The 16,449-nt window shown below is 71.3% G+C and carries 13 protein-coding genes; 6 read left to right on the top strand and 7 right to left on the bottom strand.

What is annotated here, in order from left to right; genetic code table 11:
• Positions 1–37: 37 nt before the first annotated feature.
• Complete coding sequence (locus ACFOY2_RS16630) at positions 38–2,644, bottom strand: hypothetical protein (RefSeq protein ID WP_379528922.1); 2,607 nt, start codon at positions 2,642–2,644, stop codon at positions 38–40.
• Positions 2,644–2,790 (bottom strand): hypothetical protein, encoded by a 147-nt coding sequence (locus tag ACFOY2_RS16625; protein WP_379528921.1) that lies wholly within the window; start codon positions 2,788–2,790, stop codon positions 2,644–2,646. The genes ACFOY2_RS16630 and ACFOY2_RS16625 overlap by 1 nt, the downstream gene beginning before the upstream one ends.
• 314 nt (positions 2,791–3,104) lie before the next feature.
• Between ACFOY2_RS16625 and ACFOY2_RS16620 the strand changes: the two genes are divergently transcribed.
• On the top strand, positions 3,105–6,212 hold the full coding sequence (locus ACFOY2_RS16620; RefSeq protein ID WP_379528920.1) for an AfsR/SARP family transcriptional regulator: 3,108 nt from the start codon (positions 3,105–3,107) through the stop codon (positions 6,210–6,212).
• Positions 6,213–6,221: 9 nt separating this feature from the next.
• Here the strand turns inward: ACFOY2_RS16620 and ACFOY2_RS16615 are convergent, their stop codons facing one another.
• A complete protein-coding gene (locus tag ACFOY2_RS16615) occupies positions 6,222–6,875 on the bottom strand; it encodes a response regulator (RefSeq protein ID WP_379528919.1) in 654 nt (217 codons plus the stop codon).
• Positions 6,876–7,072: 197 nt separating this feature from the next.
• Complete coding sequence (locus tag ACFOY2_RS16610; protein WP_379528918.1) at positions 7,073–7,534, bottom strand: MarR family winged helix-turn-helix transcriptional regulator; 462 nt, start codon at positions 7,532–7,534, stop codon at positions 7,073–7,075.
• Between the two features lie 108 nt (positions 7,535–7,642).
• On the opposite strand from ACFOY2_RS16610, the gene ACFOY2_RS16605 reads away from it, so the two are divergent.
• The 3 genes from ACFOY2_RS16605 (at position 7,643) to ACFOY2_RS16595 (ending at position 10,391) form a co-directional block, all read left to right on the top strand.
• Complete coding sequence (locus ACFOY2_RS16605; protein ID WP_379528917.1) at positions 7,643–7,822, top strand: hypothetical protein; 180 nt, start codon at positions 7,643–7,645, stop codon at positions 7,820–7,822.
• A 404-nt stretch (positions 7,823–8,226) separates the two neighbouring features.
• Positions 8,227–8,829, top strand: a complete 603-nt coding sequence (locus ACFOY2_RS16600; protein WP_379528916.1) for a helix-turn-helix transcriptional regulator — start codon at positions 8,227–8,229, stop codon at positions 8,827–8,829.
• Positions 8,830–8,900: 71 nt separating this feature from the next.
• Entirely contained in the window at positions 8,901–10,391 is a 1,491-nt protein-coding gene (locus ACFOY2_RS16595) for an FAD-dependent monooxygenase (protein WP_379528915.1), read from the top strand.
• A gap of 347 nt (positions 10,392–10,738) precedes the next feature.
• On the opposite strand, the gene ACFOY2_RS16590 is transcribed toward ACFOY2_RS16595, so the two are convergent.
• The 3 genes from ACFOY2_RS16590 to aceA all read right to left on the bottom strand — a co-directional run bounded on the left by ACFOY2_RS16590 (position 10,739) and on the right by aceA (position 13,775).
• Positions 10,739–11,941 (bottom strand): acyl-CoA dehydrogenase family protein, encoded by a 1,203-nt coding sequence (locus tag ACFOY2_RS16590; RefSeq protein ID WP_379528914.1) that lies wholly within the window; start codon positions 11,939–11,941, stop codon positions 10,739–10,741.
• A gap of 76 nt (positions 11,942–12,017) precedes the next feature.
• A complete protein-coding gene (locus ACFOY2_RS16585) occupies positions 12,018–12,248 on the bottom strand; it encodes a hypothetical protein (RefSeq protein ID WP_379528913.1) in 231 nt (76 codons plus the stop codon).
• A 231-nt stretch (positions 12,249–12,479) separates the two neighbouring features.
• Positions 12,480–13,775 carry an isocitrate lyase gene (gene aceA, locus ACFOY2_RS16580; RefSeq protein ID WP_379528912.1) on the bottom strand — a complete coding sequence of 432 codons (1,296 nt, stop codon included), beginning with the start codon at positions 13,773–13,775 and terminating at the stop codon, positions 12,480–12,482.
• Positions 13,776–14,011: 236 nt separating this feature from the next.
• Between aceA and ACFOY2_RS16575 the strand changes: the two genes are divergently transcribed.
• The gene (locus tag ACFOY2_RS16575; protein WP_379528911.1) at positions 14,012–15,484 is read left to right on the top strand and encodes a helix-turn-helix domain-containing protein; all 1,473 of its coding nucleotides are present in this window, start codon (positions 14,012–14,014) and stop codon (positions 15,482–15,484) included.
• 34 nt (positions 15,485–15,518) lie between these two features.
• Positions 15,519–16,445: a glucosyl-3-phosphoglycerate synthase gene (locus ACFOY2_RS16570; RefSeq protein ID WP_379528910.1), complete on the top strand. Its 927-nt coding sequence runs from the start codon at positions 15,519–15,521 to the stop codon at positions 16,443–16,445.
• The last annotated feature ends 4 nt before the right edge of the window (positions 16,446–16,449 follow it).

Raw genomic sequence — 16,449 nt, 5'->3', positions numbered from 1 at the left:
CCGGTCATCACCCGCCATGCCCGGATCCTTTCGGCGATCACGTCCGGGGGTACGCGGCCGTGCGGAGCAGGTCGGCGACGCTGCCCTGGAAGTCGGGCAGCAGGCGGGCGGCGCGGATCCAGGCGTCGGCGTCGTCCTTGACGGTGTCGCGCATCAATTCGATCAGCTCCCTGGGGGCGGCGTGGAGCTCTTCGTACACCTGGCGGAGCACCTCCGCGGCCGGGTGGGCGTGTTCCAGCGCCTGATCCCAGGTGACCTTCCCGGCGCGGACGGCGCCGGTCACCCACTTGTCGTTCTTGCGGCGCGGCTCGTCGGCCGCGTGCGCGATGAGCACCTTTTCGGGGTGTTCGCCCGCCATGAGCCTGGTGTAGGCGGAACACACGCCTTTCGGGAGGATCCTGGCTGCTTCCTGCAGCAACGATCCGGGACGTTCGTACGCCTTCGCCATCCACCACACGGTGGTCGGCGGGAACGGCCGGTCGAGGTGTTCGCGCAGCAGGGCCCGCCAGTGCCAGCTGTGGGTCTCCTCGACGAGGGTGGCCAGGTCGCGGCGGGTGCGCCACGCCTCGATCTGGGCCTCGGGGGTCTCCCCCCGGGTGACCTCGGTACGGAGTGCCTCGACTCCGTCCTCGCGGGACAGCAGGCCGGCGACGTGGTCGCCGGTGGTGCGGCAGTCCTGCCGCACCTTGCGCTCGCCGAGCAGCTCGGCCACCGCCTCGGCGCCGAACCGGTCCCAGACGTCCAGGAACATCCGCAACTGCGGGACCCTGCCCCTGATGCGCTGACGGAACCACCGGGACTGATGCGACCATCGGGACCGATGCTCCTGCGGGGTCGCGCACGCGTCCAGCTCGCGCAGCGGCCCCGGCTTCACCCCGGACGGGATCCCCTCCAGCCATGCCTCCCGTACCCGGCCCGGGGTGGCGGCCAGCGCCGCCCATTCGGCCGCCTCCGGCTCGCCCGCGATGAGAGCACGCAGCGTCACGTCGTCGAGATGGGGCCACAGCGCGGTACGGGTGCCGTCGGGGGCGGCACCGAGCATCGAAAGGAACGCCTCCCAGGCGTCGGACCCGGTTGGGGGGAGGATGACGGCGGCTTCGGGGGCCGGCGTGGTGGGGGCGACGGCGTTGAGGAGTTCGGGGATCGTGCCAGGAAATGTCGTGATTTGCGCGGCCAGTGCCCGCCAGGCGGCCACGTCCGTCCCGAGCCGTGCGCTGACGCGCTCGGCGAGCCGGGCGCGGAACTGCGGCCAGGTGTTCGATCGGCCCGCGCCGGGACGTTCCGAGACGGGCAGGCGCGGGCGGTGCCTGGTCGCCGCCAGAACGGCCACGGCCGGGCGTCCTACGGCGAGCAGTTCCTCCCCGCTCATGGTGCCGGACGCGAGCCCCTCACCGGCCAGAAGGCCGACGATGTCATGGAGGCCGGGCGAACCGTCGTCGCGCTCCGCACCAGCCATCTCCGGGGTGGCGGCCTTCAGCAGGGCGATGGTCGGGGCCGAGGTGTGCGTGGCGACCGCCTGAGGGAACCTCCGCAGCAGCGTGATCCGCAGCCCCTCCGGGCAGTCGCGGCGGGCCGCCGCCCGTGCGGCGGCCTCCTCCCCCAGCGGCCGGAGTCTGTCGAGTTCGCGCAGGGCGTCCCAGTCCACGGGCACGGTGTCGAGGAGTCGCCGGGCGGTCGCGGCGAGGTGGCGGGCGTACAGCAGGAGGCGGAAGTCGCGGGGACAGTCGGGGCGGGCGGCCAGGGCCGCCGACGCGGGCGCGTTGAAGGGCTCGTGGTCGTCGGTGGCGCGGATGGTGTACCAGTCGAGCCGCTCCCGGATGCTCAGCCGGTCGGCGTGATCACGCGTGTCCGGGTCGCGTAGCTCTCGGATGGCGCCGCAGGTGCCCTTCGCCTGCGCGAGCGCGACCCGCAGCACGTCGATGTCGACCTCCGCCACCACTTCCCGAACGTCCGGCCGCAGACCGGTGGTGTCGAGGGCGGCGACCGCGGCCGCGCCGCCGCCGTGCCGCCAGATCGACAGGACGGCGCGGAGCTGCTCCTCTTCGGTCAGCAGCGGGCCGTAGGTGTCGAGCACCTGGTGGACGAGGTCCGGACGCGGCGAGACGACCAGCGGCCGGGCGGTCTCGACGGTCCTCATCAGCGTCGCGACGACCTGCTCGTTGGCGTCGAACCGGGTCGCGGCGGCGAACAGCACCCGCCGTGTCCGCAGGGTCCATGGCACGTCGTCGGCCCGGAGATGCAGGCTGCCCGAGGCCGCCATCTTCAGGTCGTACCCGTGCAACACGGCGTGCACGCTCCCCGAGGCGGCCACCCGCGCGCACACGTCGAGCCTGCGCGACGTCGCCGGGTTGCGCACCAGCCGCGCCACCATGCGGTCGTCCACCTGCTCCAAAGCGGCCGCGGTGACCTCGTCGACGATGTCCTCGCCCCAGTCGGCGAGGTTGTTGTTCGACGCGAGCGCGGCCACGAGCGCCGGATGGCCGAGCGCCGCCTTGATCAGCCCGTCGGGCGGCCGGCGGATGTAGCCGAGCACGGGGACGAGGAGGTGGGCGGCGTGTGCGCACACGTGCGGCCAGTCGGTGTCCCGGGCGCCTTCGACGAGCGGAGCCCAGGGCCAGCTCTCGCTGGTTTTCCTGTAGACCATCAGCGTGCCTTCGCCAGGAAGCCGAAGAGCTCGCCGGGCTTCGACGGCGTCGAGGTGGAGGCCGGGGCGGCCCGCCCGATCATCTGATGCGCCGAGCAGGCCGGCGGCAGCACGGCGAACATGATCGAGGTCTTGACACGTGTCATCGCTTGGCGCCTCCAAGGGGTCGTCTCAGGGAAAGGGGAGGCCGCTGCGTGATGGCATGTCGATGGGGCGAAACGCCTTATCAGCGCGGTCTGATGCCGTACCGGGCGAGCCCGGGCCGCCGCGTGGCCCCATTCGCACGCTCCGTCGCGGTCTCCCTGGCGGTCATGCTGGCAGAGGCGATTGATGGACCGGCTATGGATCGGCTATGGACCCCAAATGATCGAAAGTTGGCGCCCATGATCGCTTCAGCCCAGAATGGGCGTTGATCGGTTCCGGCTACTGTGGAAGACGTGGTTGCGACGTGAGGTTCCTGATGCTCGGTGAGCTTCAGCTGATCGTCCACGACGCGCCGGTGCCCGTGGGGCCGCCCAAACGGCAGGCCCTGCTCGCCCTGCTGCTCCTGCGCAGGAACCGGCTGGTCCCCATGGGCCGCATCGTCGGCGGCATCTGGGGCGCCACGCCGCCCGCGACCGCGCGTGCCCAGGTTCACGCGCACGTGGCGGGCCTGCGCGGACTGCTGGAGTCGGTGGGCGCCGGACGTGACATGCTGCGCACCGGTCCCGCCGGGTACGTCCTGCAGCCGCCGCCCAGCAGCGTCGACCTGGACGTCTTCGACGAACTGGCCGGCTCGGCCCGCACGCTTCTGGACGACGGCAACGCCGGTGAGGCCATCACGGCGGTGCGGGAGGCGCTGTCGTTGTGGCGGGGCGCCGGGCTGGACGGCCTGCGCGCGGCGTTCGCCGCCGACGCGGCCGAGCAGTTGAAGCAGCGGCGCCTGGCCGCGATCGAATTACTCGCCGACGCCCACCACGCGGCCCGCCGCGACGGCGAGCTCATCCCCGAACTGGACGAGCTCTGCTCGGCGCATCCCCTGCACGAGGGCCTGCGTTACCGCCTGATGCTGGCGCTGCACCGCAACGGCCGGACCGCCGACGCGCTGCGGGTCTACCGCGAGGGCTGGCGCATCACCACGACCGAACTCGGCATCGAGCCGGGCGCCCGGCTGCGCGAGCTGGAGACGGCCATCCTGCAGGGCGGCGCGACGCTCCTGGACGAGCCTCACCCCGGCACGGCACTCCTGGATCACGCCGGCACGACGCTCATGAACGCACCGCACCCCGGCATGGCCTTCCCCGGCCCGGCGGCCTCTCACGGCGGCAACCAACCCCATGCGCCACCGCACGGCGAGGTGGGCTCCCCCGCGCAGGACGGGCCGCTGCCAGAGGAGAACAGGCAGCCGCGCTCACAGCCCACCGGCGCCTTGGTGCCCGTTCCGAGCTTCCAGTTGCCTCCCGACGTTCCCGCCTTCATCGGCCGCGCCGGCGAACGCGCCCACGTCCTGTCCTGCCTGTCCGCCACCAGCGGCCCAGGCGAACAATCCCCCGTCATCGTGGTGACCGGCCCGCCGGGCATCGGCAAGACCAGCTTCGTCGTGCACGTCGGGCAGGACGTCCGCGACCGATACCCCGACGGGCAGTTGTTCCTGCCGATGCGCGGCCCGTCCGGCGCGCCCGTGCCGCTCGGGCAGGCCGTGGCGACGCTGCTGCGCGGGCTGGGTCTGGCCGGCGCGGCCATCCCGGAGGGGGAGGCGGAACGGCTGGCCACGTACCGGTCGGTGCTGGCGGGACGGCGGGTGCTGATCGTCCTGGACGACGCGGTGAGCGCCGCGGACGTGCGGCGGCTGCTGGTCGCCTCGCCGGGCTGCGCGCTGCTGGTGACCAGCCGCAGCGCCCTGACCGGTGTGGACGCCGAACGGGTGCGGCTGGCGCCGCTGCCCCTCGACGAGGCGCTGGCCCTGCTCGCCGCCACCGCGGGCGCCGAGCGGGTGGCCGCCGACCCGGCCTCGGCCGCCAGGATCGTGCGCCGCTGCGGGTACCTGCCCCTGGCCGTGCGCATCGCCGGCGCCCGCCTGGCGGGAAACAGCCAGCGCAGGCCGGCCGAGCTCAGCGCCTCCCTGCGCGACCAGCGCCGCCGCCTGGACGAACTGGCGGTCGAGGACCTGGCCGTCAGGACCGCACTCGCCTCGGCGGACCAGGAGTTGTCCGCGCCGGCCCGGGAGGCCTACCACCTGCTCAGCGTGCTGCTGCCGGCTCAGGACGTGGCCGGCTGGGTGGTGGCGGCCCTGCTTGACGCCACGCCGTCGGACGCCGAGCGGATCGTCGACGAGCTGGTCGGCATGAACCTGCTGCTGCCCGCGGGCAGCGGCCGCTACCGCCTGCACGACCTGGTCCGGCTCTACGGCAGGGAGCAGGCCCTGGCGCGGGTACCGGCTGAGCGGCGGCGGGCGGCCGGTGAGCGCCTGTGCGGCGCGTACCTGGATCTGGCCACGCGGGCCGAGCAGGAGTTCGGGAGCGGGTTCGTGGAGGCCGCGCCCAGGGTGGCGCCCGCGTGGAGCCTGCCGGAGGCGCTGTCCCGCAGGCTGGTGGCCGACCCGATGGCGTGGTTCGAGGCGGAACGCGTGCCGCTCGGCGCCGTCGTCGTCAGGGCCGCGGCGACCGGGGCGCCCGGCGCCGCCGCCGGGCTGGCCGCGGCGCTCGCGGTCTTCTACGAGGCCAGGACCTATTTCGCCGACTGGCGGAGCACGCACGAACAGGTGCTGCGGGCCGCCCGCCGGTCGGGCGACGACGCCTCCGCGATGGCGATGCTGCGCAACCTCGGCGAGTTGCACACCATCCAGGACCGCTACCCGGTCGCCGCCGACTGCTTCGAGGAGGCGCTCGAGCACGCCAGGCGGATCGGCGACATCAGGTACGAGGCGGCCACGCTGTCCGGGCTCGGCTACGTGCACCGGCTGACGGGCTGCAACGAGCAGGCCGCCGAGTGCTTCTCGCGGGCCGAGCGGCTGTGCAGGCAGGTGGGCAACGTCCCCGGCGAGGTGTACGCGGTGCACGGCCTTGGCATCATGCTTCTGGAACGCCGCCAGTGGGCGCAGGCCCGCGCGCGCTTCGCCGCGTGCCTGCGGCTCAGCCGCCGCGCCGGCTACCTGGCCGGTGAGGCGCGGGCGCTGCGCTGCCTGGGCTCGGCCGACAACGGCGACGGCCACCACGCCAGCGCGGAGCAGCACTTCCGCAACTCCGGGGAGGTCGGCGCGCGGCTCGGCGACCGGCTCGTGGAGGCGCATGCCATGCGCTGCGTGGGCGACCTGCGCATCCGGCACGGCGACACGGCGGAGGGCATCAGGCTGCTGTACGACAGCCTGACCGTCTACCGGGCCTGCGGGCAGCGCTTCGGCGAGGCCATGGTGCTGCGCGGACTCGCCCACGCCGCCATGGCCAAGAAGGAGACGGGGTCCGCGCGCCACTACCTCATCCAGGCGACGCGCATCTGGGAGCGGATCGGCTCGCCGTTCTGGCTGGAGCGGGCCAGGACCGAACTCGACGCCCTCGACGATCCCTCGCCGTGCGTCGCCCCGAGCGCTTGACCCCCACGTTCAGCGGGAGGCGGGTTTGACCAGGCCGCAGTCGTAGGACAGCACGACCACCTGCGCGCGACTGGACAGGCCCAGCTTGGCCATCAGCCGGTTCAGGTGGGTCTTGACGGTGCCCTCGCTCACCGCCAGCCGCTCGGCGATCTCCTTGTTGGACAGCGCGTGGCCGACCAGGCGCAGCACCTCGGTCTCGCGGGCGGTCAGGGCGTCGAGCACCGGGGCGGCCGGGCTCGGCGGGGAGACGAACGTCTCGATCAGGCGTTTGGTGACGCTCGGCGCCAGCAGCACGTCTCCCGCCGCGACGGTGTGGATGGCCGCGATCAGGCGGCCGGGCGGGGTGTCCTTGAGCAGGAAGCCGCTGGCGCCTGTCCGCAGCGCGTTGTAGACGTACTCGTCCAGGTCGAACGTGCTCAGGATGAGCACCTTGGGCGGCGTGCCCCCGGCGTCGGCGAGGATGCGTTCCATGGCGGCGATGCCGTTCATGCCCGGCATGCGGATGTCCATGAGGACCACCTCGGGTCTGAGGTCGGCGGCCAGCCGCACGGCCTCTGCTCCGTCGGCGGCCTCCCCCACCACATCGAGCCCGGAGGCGCGCAGCATCGCGGCCAGACCGGCCCGGATGAGCACCTGGTCGTCCACCACAAGGACCTTGATCATCGCCTTGCCTCAGGTCGGATCGTCCTCCTCGGACGCAGAGAGCGGAAAGGCCGCCAGAACCTCGAACCAGCTCGTGGTGATCTTTCCCTGGTAGAGCCTGACACGTTCGGTCATGCTGATCAAGCCGTTCCCGCCGCGGTCGGAGACGACGGCGGGGCGGCCGGTGCCGTCGTCGGTGACACGCGCGGTCAGAGCGTTCAGCCGTCCTCCGTGCCGCGTGTGGCCGCGATCACCCTCATCAGCGCCCGGTGCAGGTCCTGCAGCTCCTCGATCTCCATGCCGAGCCGGGCCACGATGGCCGGCGGGATCTTCTCGGCCTCCGCCCTGAGCTGCCTGCCGGCGGGGGTGAGGGTCACGGCGAGAGCGCGCTCGTCGGCGGTGTTGCGCTCGCGGTGGATGTAGCCGAGGGCTTGGAGCCGTTTGAGCAGCGGCGACAGGGTGCCCGGGTCGAGCCGGAGCAGCTCGCCCAGCTCTTTCACCGACAGGGGCTCGTGCTGCCAGAGCGCGAGCATGGCCAGGTACTGCGGATGGGTCAGCCCCATGGGCTGCAGCAGCGGCCGGTACAGGCCGATCACGCTGCGGGAGGCGATGCTGAGGGCGAAGCAGACCTGCCGTTCCAGCGCCAGGGGGTCGTCTGTTGTCTCTGTCACAGGCTCCATCGGTGGGCACCTCCGACTGCCTCTGCTAAATTACTTGGTGTACAAACTAATAGTACACCAACCACTTGCACGCAAGCCATCCGCGAGCCGGCCCTGGAGGACATCCCCGTGTTTCACCGCAAGCCGCTGGAAGAGCGTATCGCCGAACGCCAGGCCAAGCTGCCGCCGCTGAAGGAGGGCAAGCACTTCGAGCACGGGCCGGCCAAGTTCGTGTTCGTGACGCTGATCGCCGTGGTGGTGCTCATGCACTTCGTCGGGCTGGCCATCGTCATGCACTTCTACTCCTGATCGCCAAGCCGCCTCGACCACGCGTTCCCGGCCACTCCTCCAGACGCTCGGCCTTCGCTACGCACACACAACACATCTATACAAAACGGACAAAAAGCTCTAATCTCGACATGCCCCAGTCCGGGAAACCGACTGGGGCGCCAAAGGCTTTCGTACCCGCCTGCCCGGCTCGCGATCGAGCCGGGCAGTCACATGTCACAACCAGCCCACCAAAAGCTTGAGCCGGCACGTCTCGAACGGCCGGCCTTCACCTTGCGCGAGCACCCCCGCCCGCCCCACGGCCCCGCATGGGTATGACTGCGGCAACCCCCGGTCGGCGGCACCGTCCCCTGCGCGATGATCCACGGCTTGACAGGGGGCGCTCGCGGCCTAATACTCGGAGCCGACTAATTGGAGGCGATCGTTTGGCTACGAGTAATCGACGCAACCCGCTGGGCCTGGCGGTCCTGGGGCTGCTGGTGGAGGCCCCCATGCACCCCCACGCCATGGTCGCCACCCTGCGCGAACGCGGCATGGACCGGATGTTCAAGGTGACCACCGGCTCCCTGTACGACGTGGTCAGGGCGCTGGAGAAGGCCGGGTGGATCGAGGCGCGGGAGACGGTCCGGGTCGGCGCCCGTCCCGAACGGACCGTCTACCAGCACACCGAGTCCGGGCGCGAGGAGTTCGTGCGCTGGGTGGACGAGCTGGTCCGCGTTCCCGCCGAGGAGTATCCGAAGTTCGTCTCGGCCGTCGCCTATCTCGGCGCGCTCGGGCCGGACGGCGCGGTGTCGGCGCTGCGGGAGCGGGCCGGACGGGTGCGGGCGTCGCTGGAGGAGCTCCGGCAGGCGCACCGAGAGGCGTCCGGGCAGGTGCCGCGCCTGTTCGTGGTGGAGGCCGAGTACGCGGTGCGGATGCGGGAGGCCGAGCTCGGCTGGCTGGAGGAGATCGCCGGCGACATCGAGACGGGCCGGCTGGCCTGGCCGGACGTCGAACCCGGCTGGATCCACACCCCGGAGGAGTCCTGATGAACCCCGGCAACCCCAGCGGCCCCCGAACCCCGAGCGACCCCACAACCCCAAGTGACCTCAGGAGCCCGATGAAGGCGAGCAGGACGATCAAGGCCGGCAGTGCGAACGACGACGCGGGAGGTTCGGTGGGAGTCTTGGTGGCGGGGGCAGGGCCGGCCGGGCTGATGCTCGCCGGCGAACTCGCGCTGGCCGGAGTCAGCGTGACCGTGATCGACCGGCTGCCGCGCCGCTCTCCGTACTGCCGGGGTTTCAACCTGAACGCCCGCAGCCTGGAACTGCTGGACCGGCGTGGCATCGCGGGCCGTTTCCTGGCGGAGGGCCCGACGGTCCCGTTCGGGATGTTCGCCGATCCGAGCCGCCCTCTGGATCTGACCGCGATGGACACCGACCACCCCTACGTGCTCGGCATCCCCCAGACCAGGGTCGAGCAGCTTTTGGAGGAGTGGCTGGCGGAGCTGGGCGTGGCGGTGTCGTGGGGGCACGAGCTGGTCGGCCTGGAGCAGGACGGCGACGGGGTGGTGGTGACCGTCGAGGCGGGCGGCAGGCGGGAACGCAGACGGGCCGGCCACCTGGCCGGCTGCGACGGCAGCCGCAGCACCGTGCGCAAGCTCGCCGGGATCGGCTTCCCCGGCACACCGGCCACCATGTACGGCCTGCTCGCCGACATCGAACTGGCCGACCCCTCGGATCTGCCGTTCGGGGTGACCGAGGGCGAGCGCGGCAGGGTGTTCGTGATCCCGAGGCCCGGCTACGTACGGATCGTGCTCGACGAGCCGGCCCCGCCCGCCGACCGCGACGAACCGGTTGAACCGGCCTACTTCGGGCGGATCCTCGACGACACGCTCGGCCGTCCGGTGGCGCTGACCCGCCCGCGCTGGCTCACCCGGTTCTCCGACGCCGCCCGGCAGGCGGACCGCTACGTCGCGGGCCGCGTCGTGCTGGCCGGCGACTCCGCGCACATCCACCCGCCGTCCGGTGCGCTCGGGGTGAACGTGGCCCTGGCCGACGCGGTCAACCTCGGCTGGAAGCTGGCCGCCGCCGAGCTCGGCCGCGCACCCGGCGGCCTGCTGGACAGCTACCACCGGGAACGGCACGAGGCCGGGGCGCGCGTCCTGCGCGACACCCGCGCGCAGGCCCTCCTCGGACGCCGCGATCCCGGCCTCGATCCGGTACGCGACCTGTTCGGCGAGCTGACCGGCCTGCCGCAGGTGGGCAAGTACCTCGCGGAGTTGGCGGCCGGGGTGAGCACCCGCTACGACCCGAAGGTCCCCGGCGACCACCCATGGCTGGGCAGGCTCGCGCCGAACCTGAAGCTCGTCATCGGCGAGCGGCACACCAGCGTCGCCGAGTTGCTCCGGCCCGCCCGCCCGGTGTTCCTGACGTGCGGTGACCGCGTCGAGCACCCCGGCGTGGACACCTACCAGGTCCTCTGTCCGGAGCGGCCCGACCTCGAGGGGCTGCTGATCCGGCCCGACGGCCACACCGCCTGGGTCTCCACCAAGGCCGACCCGCAACCGGCCGACACCCTGGCCACCGCCCTGGCCACCTGGTTCGGCTGATCATCTCCCGAACCGGCCGTGCTCTTGGCGAGCCCGCGGTGCGGAAGCTGGGCGAACGTCCGGCGATTGCCCGGTTGCCGTCCTGGCCTGCTCTGATCGTCGTGGATAGACGTCTCGGGCGGGTTCGACAAGCGCGTCGGCTGCTGCCCCAGGGGAATCAGCCCGGTCACGGCGTACGCGTACTGCAGCCGGTCGGGCCGCGGAAACTACTACACACCGTCGAATCCGCACGACGGCTGCTCTGCCAGAGCACACCCGCGTGCATGCGGGCGGGGGCGTGACGATCGATGGTCGTGTGGCGTGGCGACTGGCCCGTCGCCATGCCACCTCTCTGACGTGCGAAGTTCTCACCGCACCGGCAGACCGGTGACGGCCCGGCCGATGATCAGGCGCTGGATCTCCGACGTGCCCTCGAAAATCGTGTAGATCTTGGCATCTCGGTGGAACCGCTCAACGGGATGTTCCCTGGTGTAACCCGCGCCCCCCAGGATCTGGATCGCCTGTTCGGTGACCCACACCGCCGTCTCCCCCGCCACCAGCTTCGACATCGACCCCTCCGCCTGCTCGAACCGCCGGCCGTGGCGGGCCATCCACGCGGCCCGCCAGGTCAGCAGCCGGGCCATGTCCACCCGTGTGGCCATCTCGGCGAGCAGGAACGCGATCGCCTGGTTTTCGCCGATCTTGCGGCCGAACTGCTCGCGTTCGCGGGCGTAGTCGCGGGCGTACTCGAAGCCGGCCCTGGCGATGCCCACGGCCATCGCGGCGACCGACGGGCGGGTGGTCTCGAAGGTGCGCATCGCCGCCTGCTCCCCCGCCCGCTCCCCGTTGCGCACCCGCGCGAGCCGCGCGTCCAGCTTCTCCTTGCCTCCGAGCAGGCAGGACCCGGGTATGCGGACGTCGTCCAGGACGACCTCGGCCGTGTGCGAGGCGCGGATCCCGTGTTTGCGGAACTTCTGGCCCATGGACAGTCCCGGGGTGCCCGGCGGGATGACGAAGGACGCCTGGCCTCGGGTGCCGAGCGACGGGTCGACGGAGGCGACGACGACGTGGACCTCGGCGATGCCGCCGTTCGTGGCCCAGGTCTTGACGCCGTTGAGCACCCAGTCGCCGCGGTCGTGGACGGCGCGGGTGCGGATGGCGCCGACGTCGGAGCCGGCGTCCGGCTCGGAGGCGCAGAAGGCGCCGAGCTTGACGTCGCTCGGCGAGCCGAACATCAGCGGCAGCCACTCCCCCATCTGCTCGGGGGTGCCGTTGGCCGCCAGGGCGGCGGCGGCCAGGCCGGTGCCGACGATGGCCAGGCCGATGCCCGCATCGCCCCAGAAGATCTCCTCGAACGCCACGGGCAGCGCCAGCCCGCTCTGCTCGAACCACTGCGTGGCGAAGAAGTCGAGGGAGTACAGGCCGATCTTGGCCGCTTCCTGGATGACGGGCCAGGGGGTCTCCTCGCGTTCGTCCCACTCGGCGCCGGCGGGCCGGATGACGTCGCGGGCGAAGGTGTGGACCCAGTCGCGTACCTCGATCACATCGTCGCTGAGCTCCAGGCTGAACATGGGCGGCACCCCTCGATAGTTACCAGCGGTAACACCTTACCGGTGGGTAGCCGCACACAGGAATGCCCCCATCCGCTCACGTCTCAGATTCAGGCGTGTCCGGCCGCGCGTAGGCCACCCCTGTCACGCGTGCGGCCTCCTCCGCGGCGGCTCGCGGGCCGAGCATGTCCGGGAACAGGGCGACCAGGACACGCGGCAGCTCCGCGCGTACCGGGAGAATCTCCTCCGCCCCGGCCTCGAGGAGCTGCTCGGCGACCTTGCTGGGGGCCGCGTCGTCGCTCAGCCCCACCACGATTCTGATGCCCATGCCCTCTGTCTGCCCGGCGGCAGGCCCCTTTCCCATACGGGCGCCTGACCGGCCAAGCGTCCGTTGCCGCCGAGCCATTCGGGCCAGCGCGGCGGACCTCAGTCAGCCGTTCCAGTGGGCTCGGGCGATGGTGGCGCGGAAAAGGGCCGCGCCAGTGCTGGGGGAACTGGCGCGGCCCGTTCGCCGGGGGAACCATCCCATGCCCTGGAGGTGGCCGGCGAGCCCGGAGAGTCAGTGCGCGAACTGCTCCTCCTCGGTCGACCCCTTGTAGGCGGTGGTCGAGGAGTCGGGGGCGACGGCGGTGCTGACCAGGTCGAAGTAGCCGGTGCCGACCTCGCGCTGGTGCCGGGTGGCCGTGTAGCCGCGTGATTCGGCGGCGAACTCGGCCTCCTGCAGCTCCACGTACGCCGGCATGCCGTCGGAGGCGTAGCCCTGGGCCAGGTCGAACATGCCGTAGTTGAGCGAGTGGAAGCCGGCGAGCGTGATGAACTGGAACTTGTACCCCATGTGCCCCAGCTCCCGCTGGAACTTGGCGATCGTGGAGTCGTCCAGGTGTTTCTTCCAGTTGAACGACGGCGAGCAGTTGTAGGCGAGCATCTGGTCGGGGTACTCGGCCTTGATCGCCTCGGCGAAGTCGCGTGCGACGTCCAGGTCCGGCGTGCCGGTCTCCATCCAGAGCAGGTCCGAGTACGGCGCGTACGCCAGCCCACGGGCCACGCACGCCTCCAGGCCGTTCCTGACCCGGTAGAAGCCCTCGGCGGTGCGCTCGCCGGTGGTGAAGCCCTGGTCGCGCGGGTCCACGTCACTGGTCAGGAGCGTCGCGGCCTGTGCGTCGGTCCGCGCGACGATCAGTGAGGGGACGCCGCAGACGTCGGCGGCCAGGCGGGCGGCGTTGAGGGTCTTGATGTGCTGACCGGTCGGGATGAGCACCTTGCCGCCCAGGTGGCCGCACTTCTTCTCGGAGGCGAGCTGGTCCTCCCAGTGCACGCCCGCGGCCCCTGCCGCGATCATGCCCTTCATCAGCTCGAAGGCGTTCAGCACCCCGCCGAATCCCGCCTCGGCGTCGGCCACGATCGGCGCGAGCCAGTACGGCGCACCGTCCACGCCCTCCGACCAGGTGATCTGGTCGGCGCGCAGCAGCGCGTTGTTGATCCGGCGTACGACGGCCGGGACGGAGTTGGCCGGATACAGGCTCTGGTCCGGGTAGGTCTGCCCGCCGAGGTTGGCATCGGCGGCGACCTGCCAGCCGGACAGGTAAATGGCCTTCAGCCCCGCCCTCACCTGCTGCACGGCCTGGTTGCCGGTCAGCGCGCCGAGGGCGTTGACGTAGTCGTCGGCGTCCTCGGTGTGCAGCAGGTTCCACAGGCGTTGCGCGCCGAGCCTGGCCAGCGTGTGCTCTTCCTGGACGCTGCCACGCAGCCTGATCACGTCCTGCGCGCCGTACGTGCGCTCGATGCCCTCCCAGCGAGGGTCGTTGTCCCAGTCGTCTTGTAGCTGCTCCGCAGCTCCCTTGAGGCGATCAGTCATGGTCCGCTCCTTCGTCGTCCCCTGGGGCTCACGCCGAGTGTGTGCCCTCGCTGATGCCGCTCAACAGCCCGCCACCTTGAGAAGAACGCTCAAAATTCTCAGACTGAGCATTACTCACGGGTATTCAGTGGGGAAGAAATCGCAAGTTTTCCCGTTGGACTAGACCAATCATCCGACACGGCCCCGGCGACAGCGAAGGCTAGAAAATGAGCGGATTTTCTGCCTAAGATGCGGCCATGGCGTCCTTGCTCGGCGAAGAACCGCTGTCTTTGACACAGGAGCTGGATCTCATCGCGTTTGGCCAGCGCCTTCGCCACCTGCGCAAACAGCGCGGCCTCACGCTGTCGGACCTGGGCGCGCGCGTCAGCAGGGCGCCCAGCCAGCTCTCGCTGCTGGAGAACGGCAAGCGCGAGCCCAAGCTGTCGCTGCTCAAGGCGCTGGCCGCCGCGCTGGGCGTGCCCGTCGAGGAGCTGCTGCGCCGCCAGCCGCCCAACCGCCGCGCCCAGCTCGAGATCGCGCTGGAGGAGGCGCAGCGCGACCCGATCTACGCCGGGCTCGGGCTGCCCCGGCTGAAGGTCTCCGCGCGCGTACCCAACGACGTCCTCGAACACCTGCTCGGCCTGTACGAGGAGCTGCGCGCCAGGCAGGCCCGCGGCACCGCCACCCCCGAGGAGGCCAGGGTCGCCAACGCCGAGCTGCGCCGCAGGCAGCGGGAGGTGGGCAACTACTTCCCCGAGATCGAGAAGGCCGCCGCCGTGGCCCTGGACGCGGTCGGCTACCGTACGGGCGCCCTGTCGCAGAGCATGATCCAGAGCCTGGTGACGCATTTCGGCTACACCGTGCACACCGCGCAGGATCTGCCCCGCTCCGTACGCTCCATCACCGACCTGCGCCACCGCCGCATCTACGTCAAACACGAGCAGCTCGGCATGCACACCCCGCGCACGATCCTGCTCCAGACGCTCGGCCACCTGGCGCTCGGCCACGACAAGCCGCGCGACTTCGCCGACTTCCTGCGCCAGCGCACCGAGGCCAACTACTTCGCCGCCGCGGTCCTCGTCCCCGAGAAGGCCGCCGTGCTCTACCTGCAGGAGGCCAAGGCCGACCGGGCGCTGTCGGTGGAGGACCTGCGGGACGTGTTCGCGGTCTCGTACGAGATGGCCGCCCACCGCTTCACCAACCTGGCCACCCACCACCTGGGCCTCGTCTGCCACTTCGTGCGCAACGACGCCGGGGGCACCATCTACAAGGCCTACGAGAACGACGGCATCGTCTTCCCCGCCGACGAGCAGGGCGCCATCGAGGGGCAACGCATGTGCCTGCAGTGGTCGGGGCGGCAGGTGTTCGCCTCGCCGGACCGGTTCTCGGTGTACTACCAGTACTCCGACTCGCCCACCGGCACGTATTTCTGCGTGGCGCACGTCGATCCGTCGCGCGAGCGGGACTTCGCGATCACGCTGGGGGTGCCGTACAAGGAGTCGCGCTGGTTCAGGGGGCGCGAGACCACCAACCGCACCAAGTCCAACTGTCCCAATGGCGACTGCTGCCGCCGCCCGCCCGCCGAGCTGGCCGAGCGCTGGGAGGGCTACGCCTGGCCGTCGGCGCGCGCCAACTCCCACGTGCTGGCCGCGCTGCCGCCGGGGTCGTTTCCCGGGGTGGACGAGGCCGATGTGTATACGTTCCTGGAGAGGCACGCCACCACCACTTAAGCTGAAATGTGGGGATTCGGGGGGGAGGTGTCGCATGCTCCCAGAAGTGTCCGGTTGGTTGCGGCGCCGTTTGTCATCCGCCGCAGACTGGCCCATCCGCGAACTGCTTGCCGCCAAGGGGCAGACCACGGTCAGCGTGGTGCTCCCCGCCCGTGACGAACGCGACACCGTCGGTGACATCGTCCGCATCATCCGCCGCGAGCTGGACGGGCTCGTGGACGAGGTCGTGGTCATCGACTCCCGTTCCTGCGATGACACCGCGCTGGTGGCCTCGCTGGCCGGGGCCTCGGTGTACGCCCAGGACGAGATCCTGCCCCAGCTCAAGCCGCTGGACGGCAAAGGGGAGGCGCTGTGGAAGTCGCTGGCGGTCACCACCGGGGACCTGGTCGTGTTCTCCGACGCCGATATCCAAAATTTTCACCCTTCACTGATATTCGGCCTGCTCGGCCCGCTCCTCACCGACCCCACCATCGTCTACGCCAAAGGCTGCTATGACCGTCCCTTGCACGGCACCCCGAACGGCGGCGGGCGCGTCACCGAACTCGTCGCCCGCCCGCTCATCAACCTGCACTGGCCCCAGCTGGCCGGTTTCATCCAGCCGCTGTCCGGAGAGTACGCGGGCCGGCGCTCGGCCCTGGAACGGGTGCCGTTCCTGACCGGGTACGGGGTCGAGCTCGGACTGCTGATCGACCTGCTGGAACTGGCAGGGCTGGACGCCTTCGCCCAGGTGGACCTGGGCTCGCGCGAGCACACCCCGCAGACGACCGAGGCGCTCGGCGGCATGGCCGCCCAGATCATGCTCGCCGCCTGGTCACGCCTGCGGCGCCAGGGCAAGATCCAGGAGGGCCATCCGCCCGCCGAGCAGTTGTCGCAGTTCAGGAGGGGGCCGGCTGGACACGACGTGCTGTGCAGGGACGTCACGATCGGCGAACGCCCTCCCATGCTCACCGTGGCCGCCTAGCCAC

The sequence above is a fragment of the Nonomuraea purpurea genome (genome assembly GCF_042650645.1).
GTDB classification, from domain to species: domain Bacteria; phylum Actinomycetota; class Actinomycetes; order Streptosporangiales; family Streptosporangiaceae; genus Nonomuraea; species Nonomuraea purpurea.
The sequence above is the reverse complement of the archived record's forward strand: the minus strand, read 5'-3'. Positions and strand labels throughout refer to the sequence as shown.

Coding starts and splice junctions, on each gene's coding strand:
- ACFOY2_RS16585 (WP_379528913.1), bottom strand. CDS start 12,248: ATGGGCATCAGAATCGTGGTGGGGCTGAGCGACGACGCGGCCCCCAGC.
- ACFOY2_RS16595 (WP_379528915.1), top strand. CDS start 8,901: ATGAAGGCGAGCAGGACGATCAAGGCCGGCAGTGCGAACGACGACGCG.
- ACFOY2_RS16615 (WP_379528919.1), bottom strand. CDS start 6,875: ATGATCAAGGTCCTTGTGGTGGACGACCAGGTGCTCATCCGGGCCGGT.
- ACFOY2_RS16570 (WP_379528910.1), top strand. CDS start 15,519: ATGCTCCCAGAAGTGTCCGGTTGGTTGCGGCGCCGTTTGTCATCCGCC.
- ACFOY2_RS16590 (WP_379528914.1), bottom strand. CDS start 11,941: ATGTTCAGCCTGGAGCTCAGCGACGATGTGATCGAGGTACGCGACTGG.
- aceA (WP_379528912.1), bottom strand. CDS start 13,775: ATGACTGATCGCCTCAAGGGAGCTGCGGAGCAGCTACAAGACGACTGG.
- ACFOY2_RS16630 (WP_379528922.1), bottom strand. CDS start 2,644: ATGGTCTACAGGAAAACCAGCGAGAGCTGGCCCTGGGCTCCGCTCGTC.
- ACFOY2_RS16575 (WP_379528911.1), top strand. CDS start 14,012: ATGGCGTCCTTGCTCGGCGAAGAACCGCTGTCTTTGACACAGGAGCTG.
- ACFOY2_RS16620 (WP_379528920.1), top strand. CDS start 3,105: ATGCTCGGTGAGCTTCAGCTGATCGTCCACGACGCGCCGGTGCCCGTG.
- ACFOY2_RS16625 (WP_379528921.1), bottom strand. CDS start 2,790: ATGACACGTGTCAAGACCTCGATCATGTTCGCCGTGCTGCCGCCGGCC.
- ACFOY2_RS16610 (WP_379528918.1), bottom strand. CDS start 7,534: ATGGAGCCTGTGACAGAGACAACAGACGACCCCCTGGCGCTGGAACGG.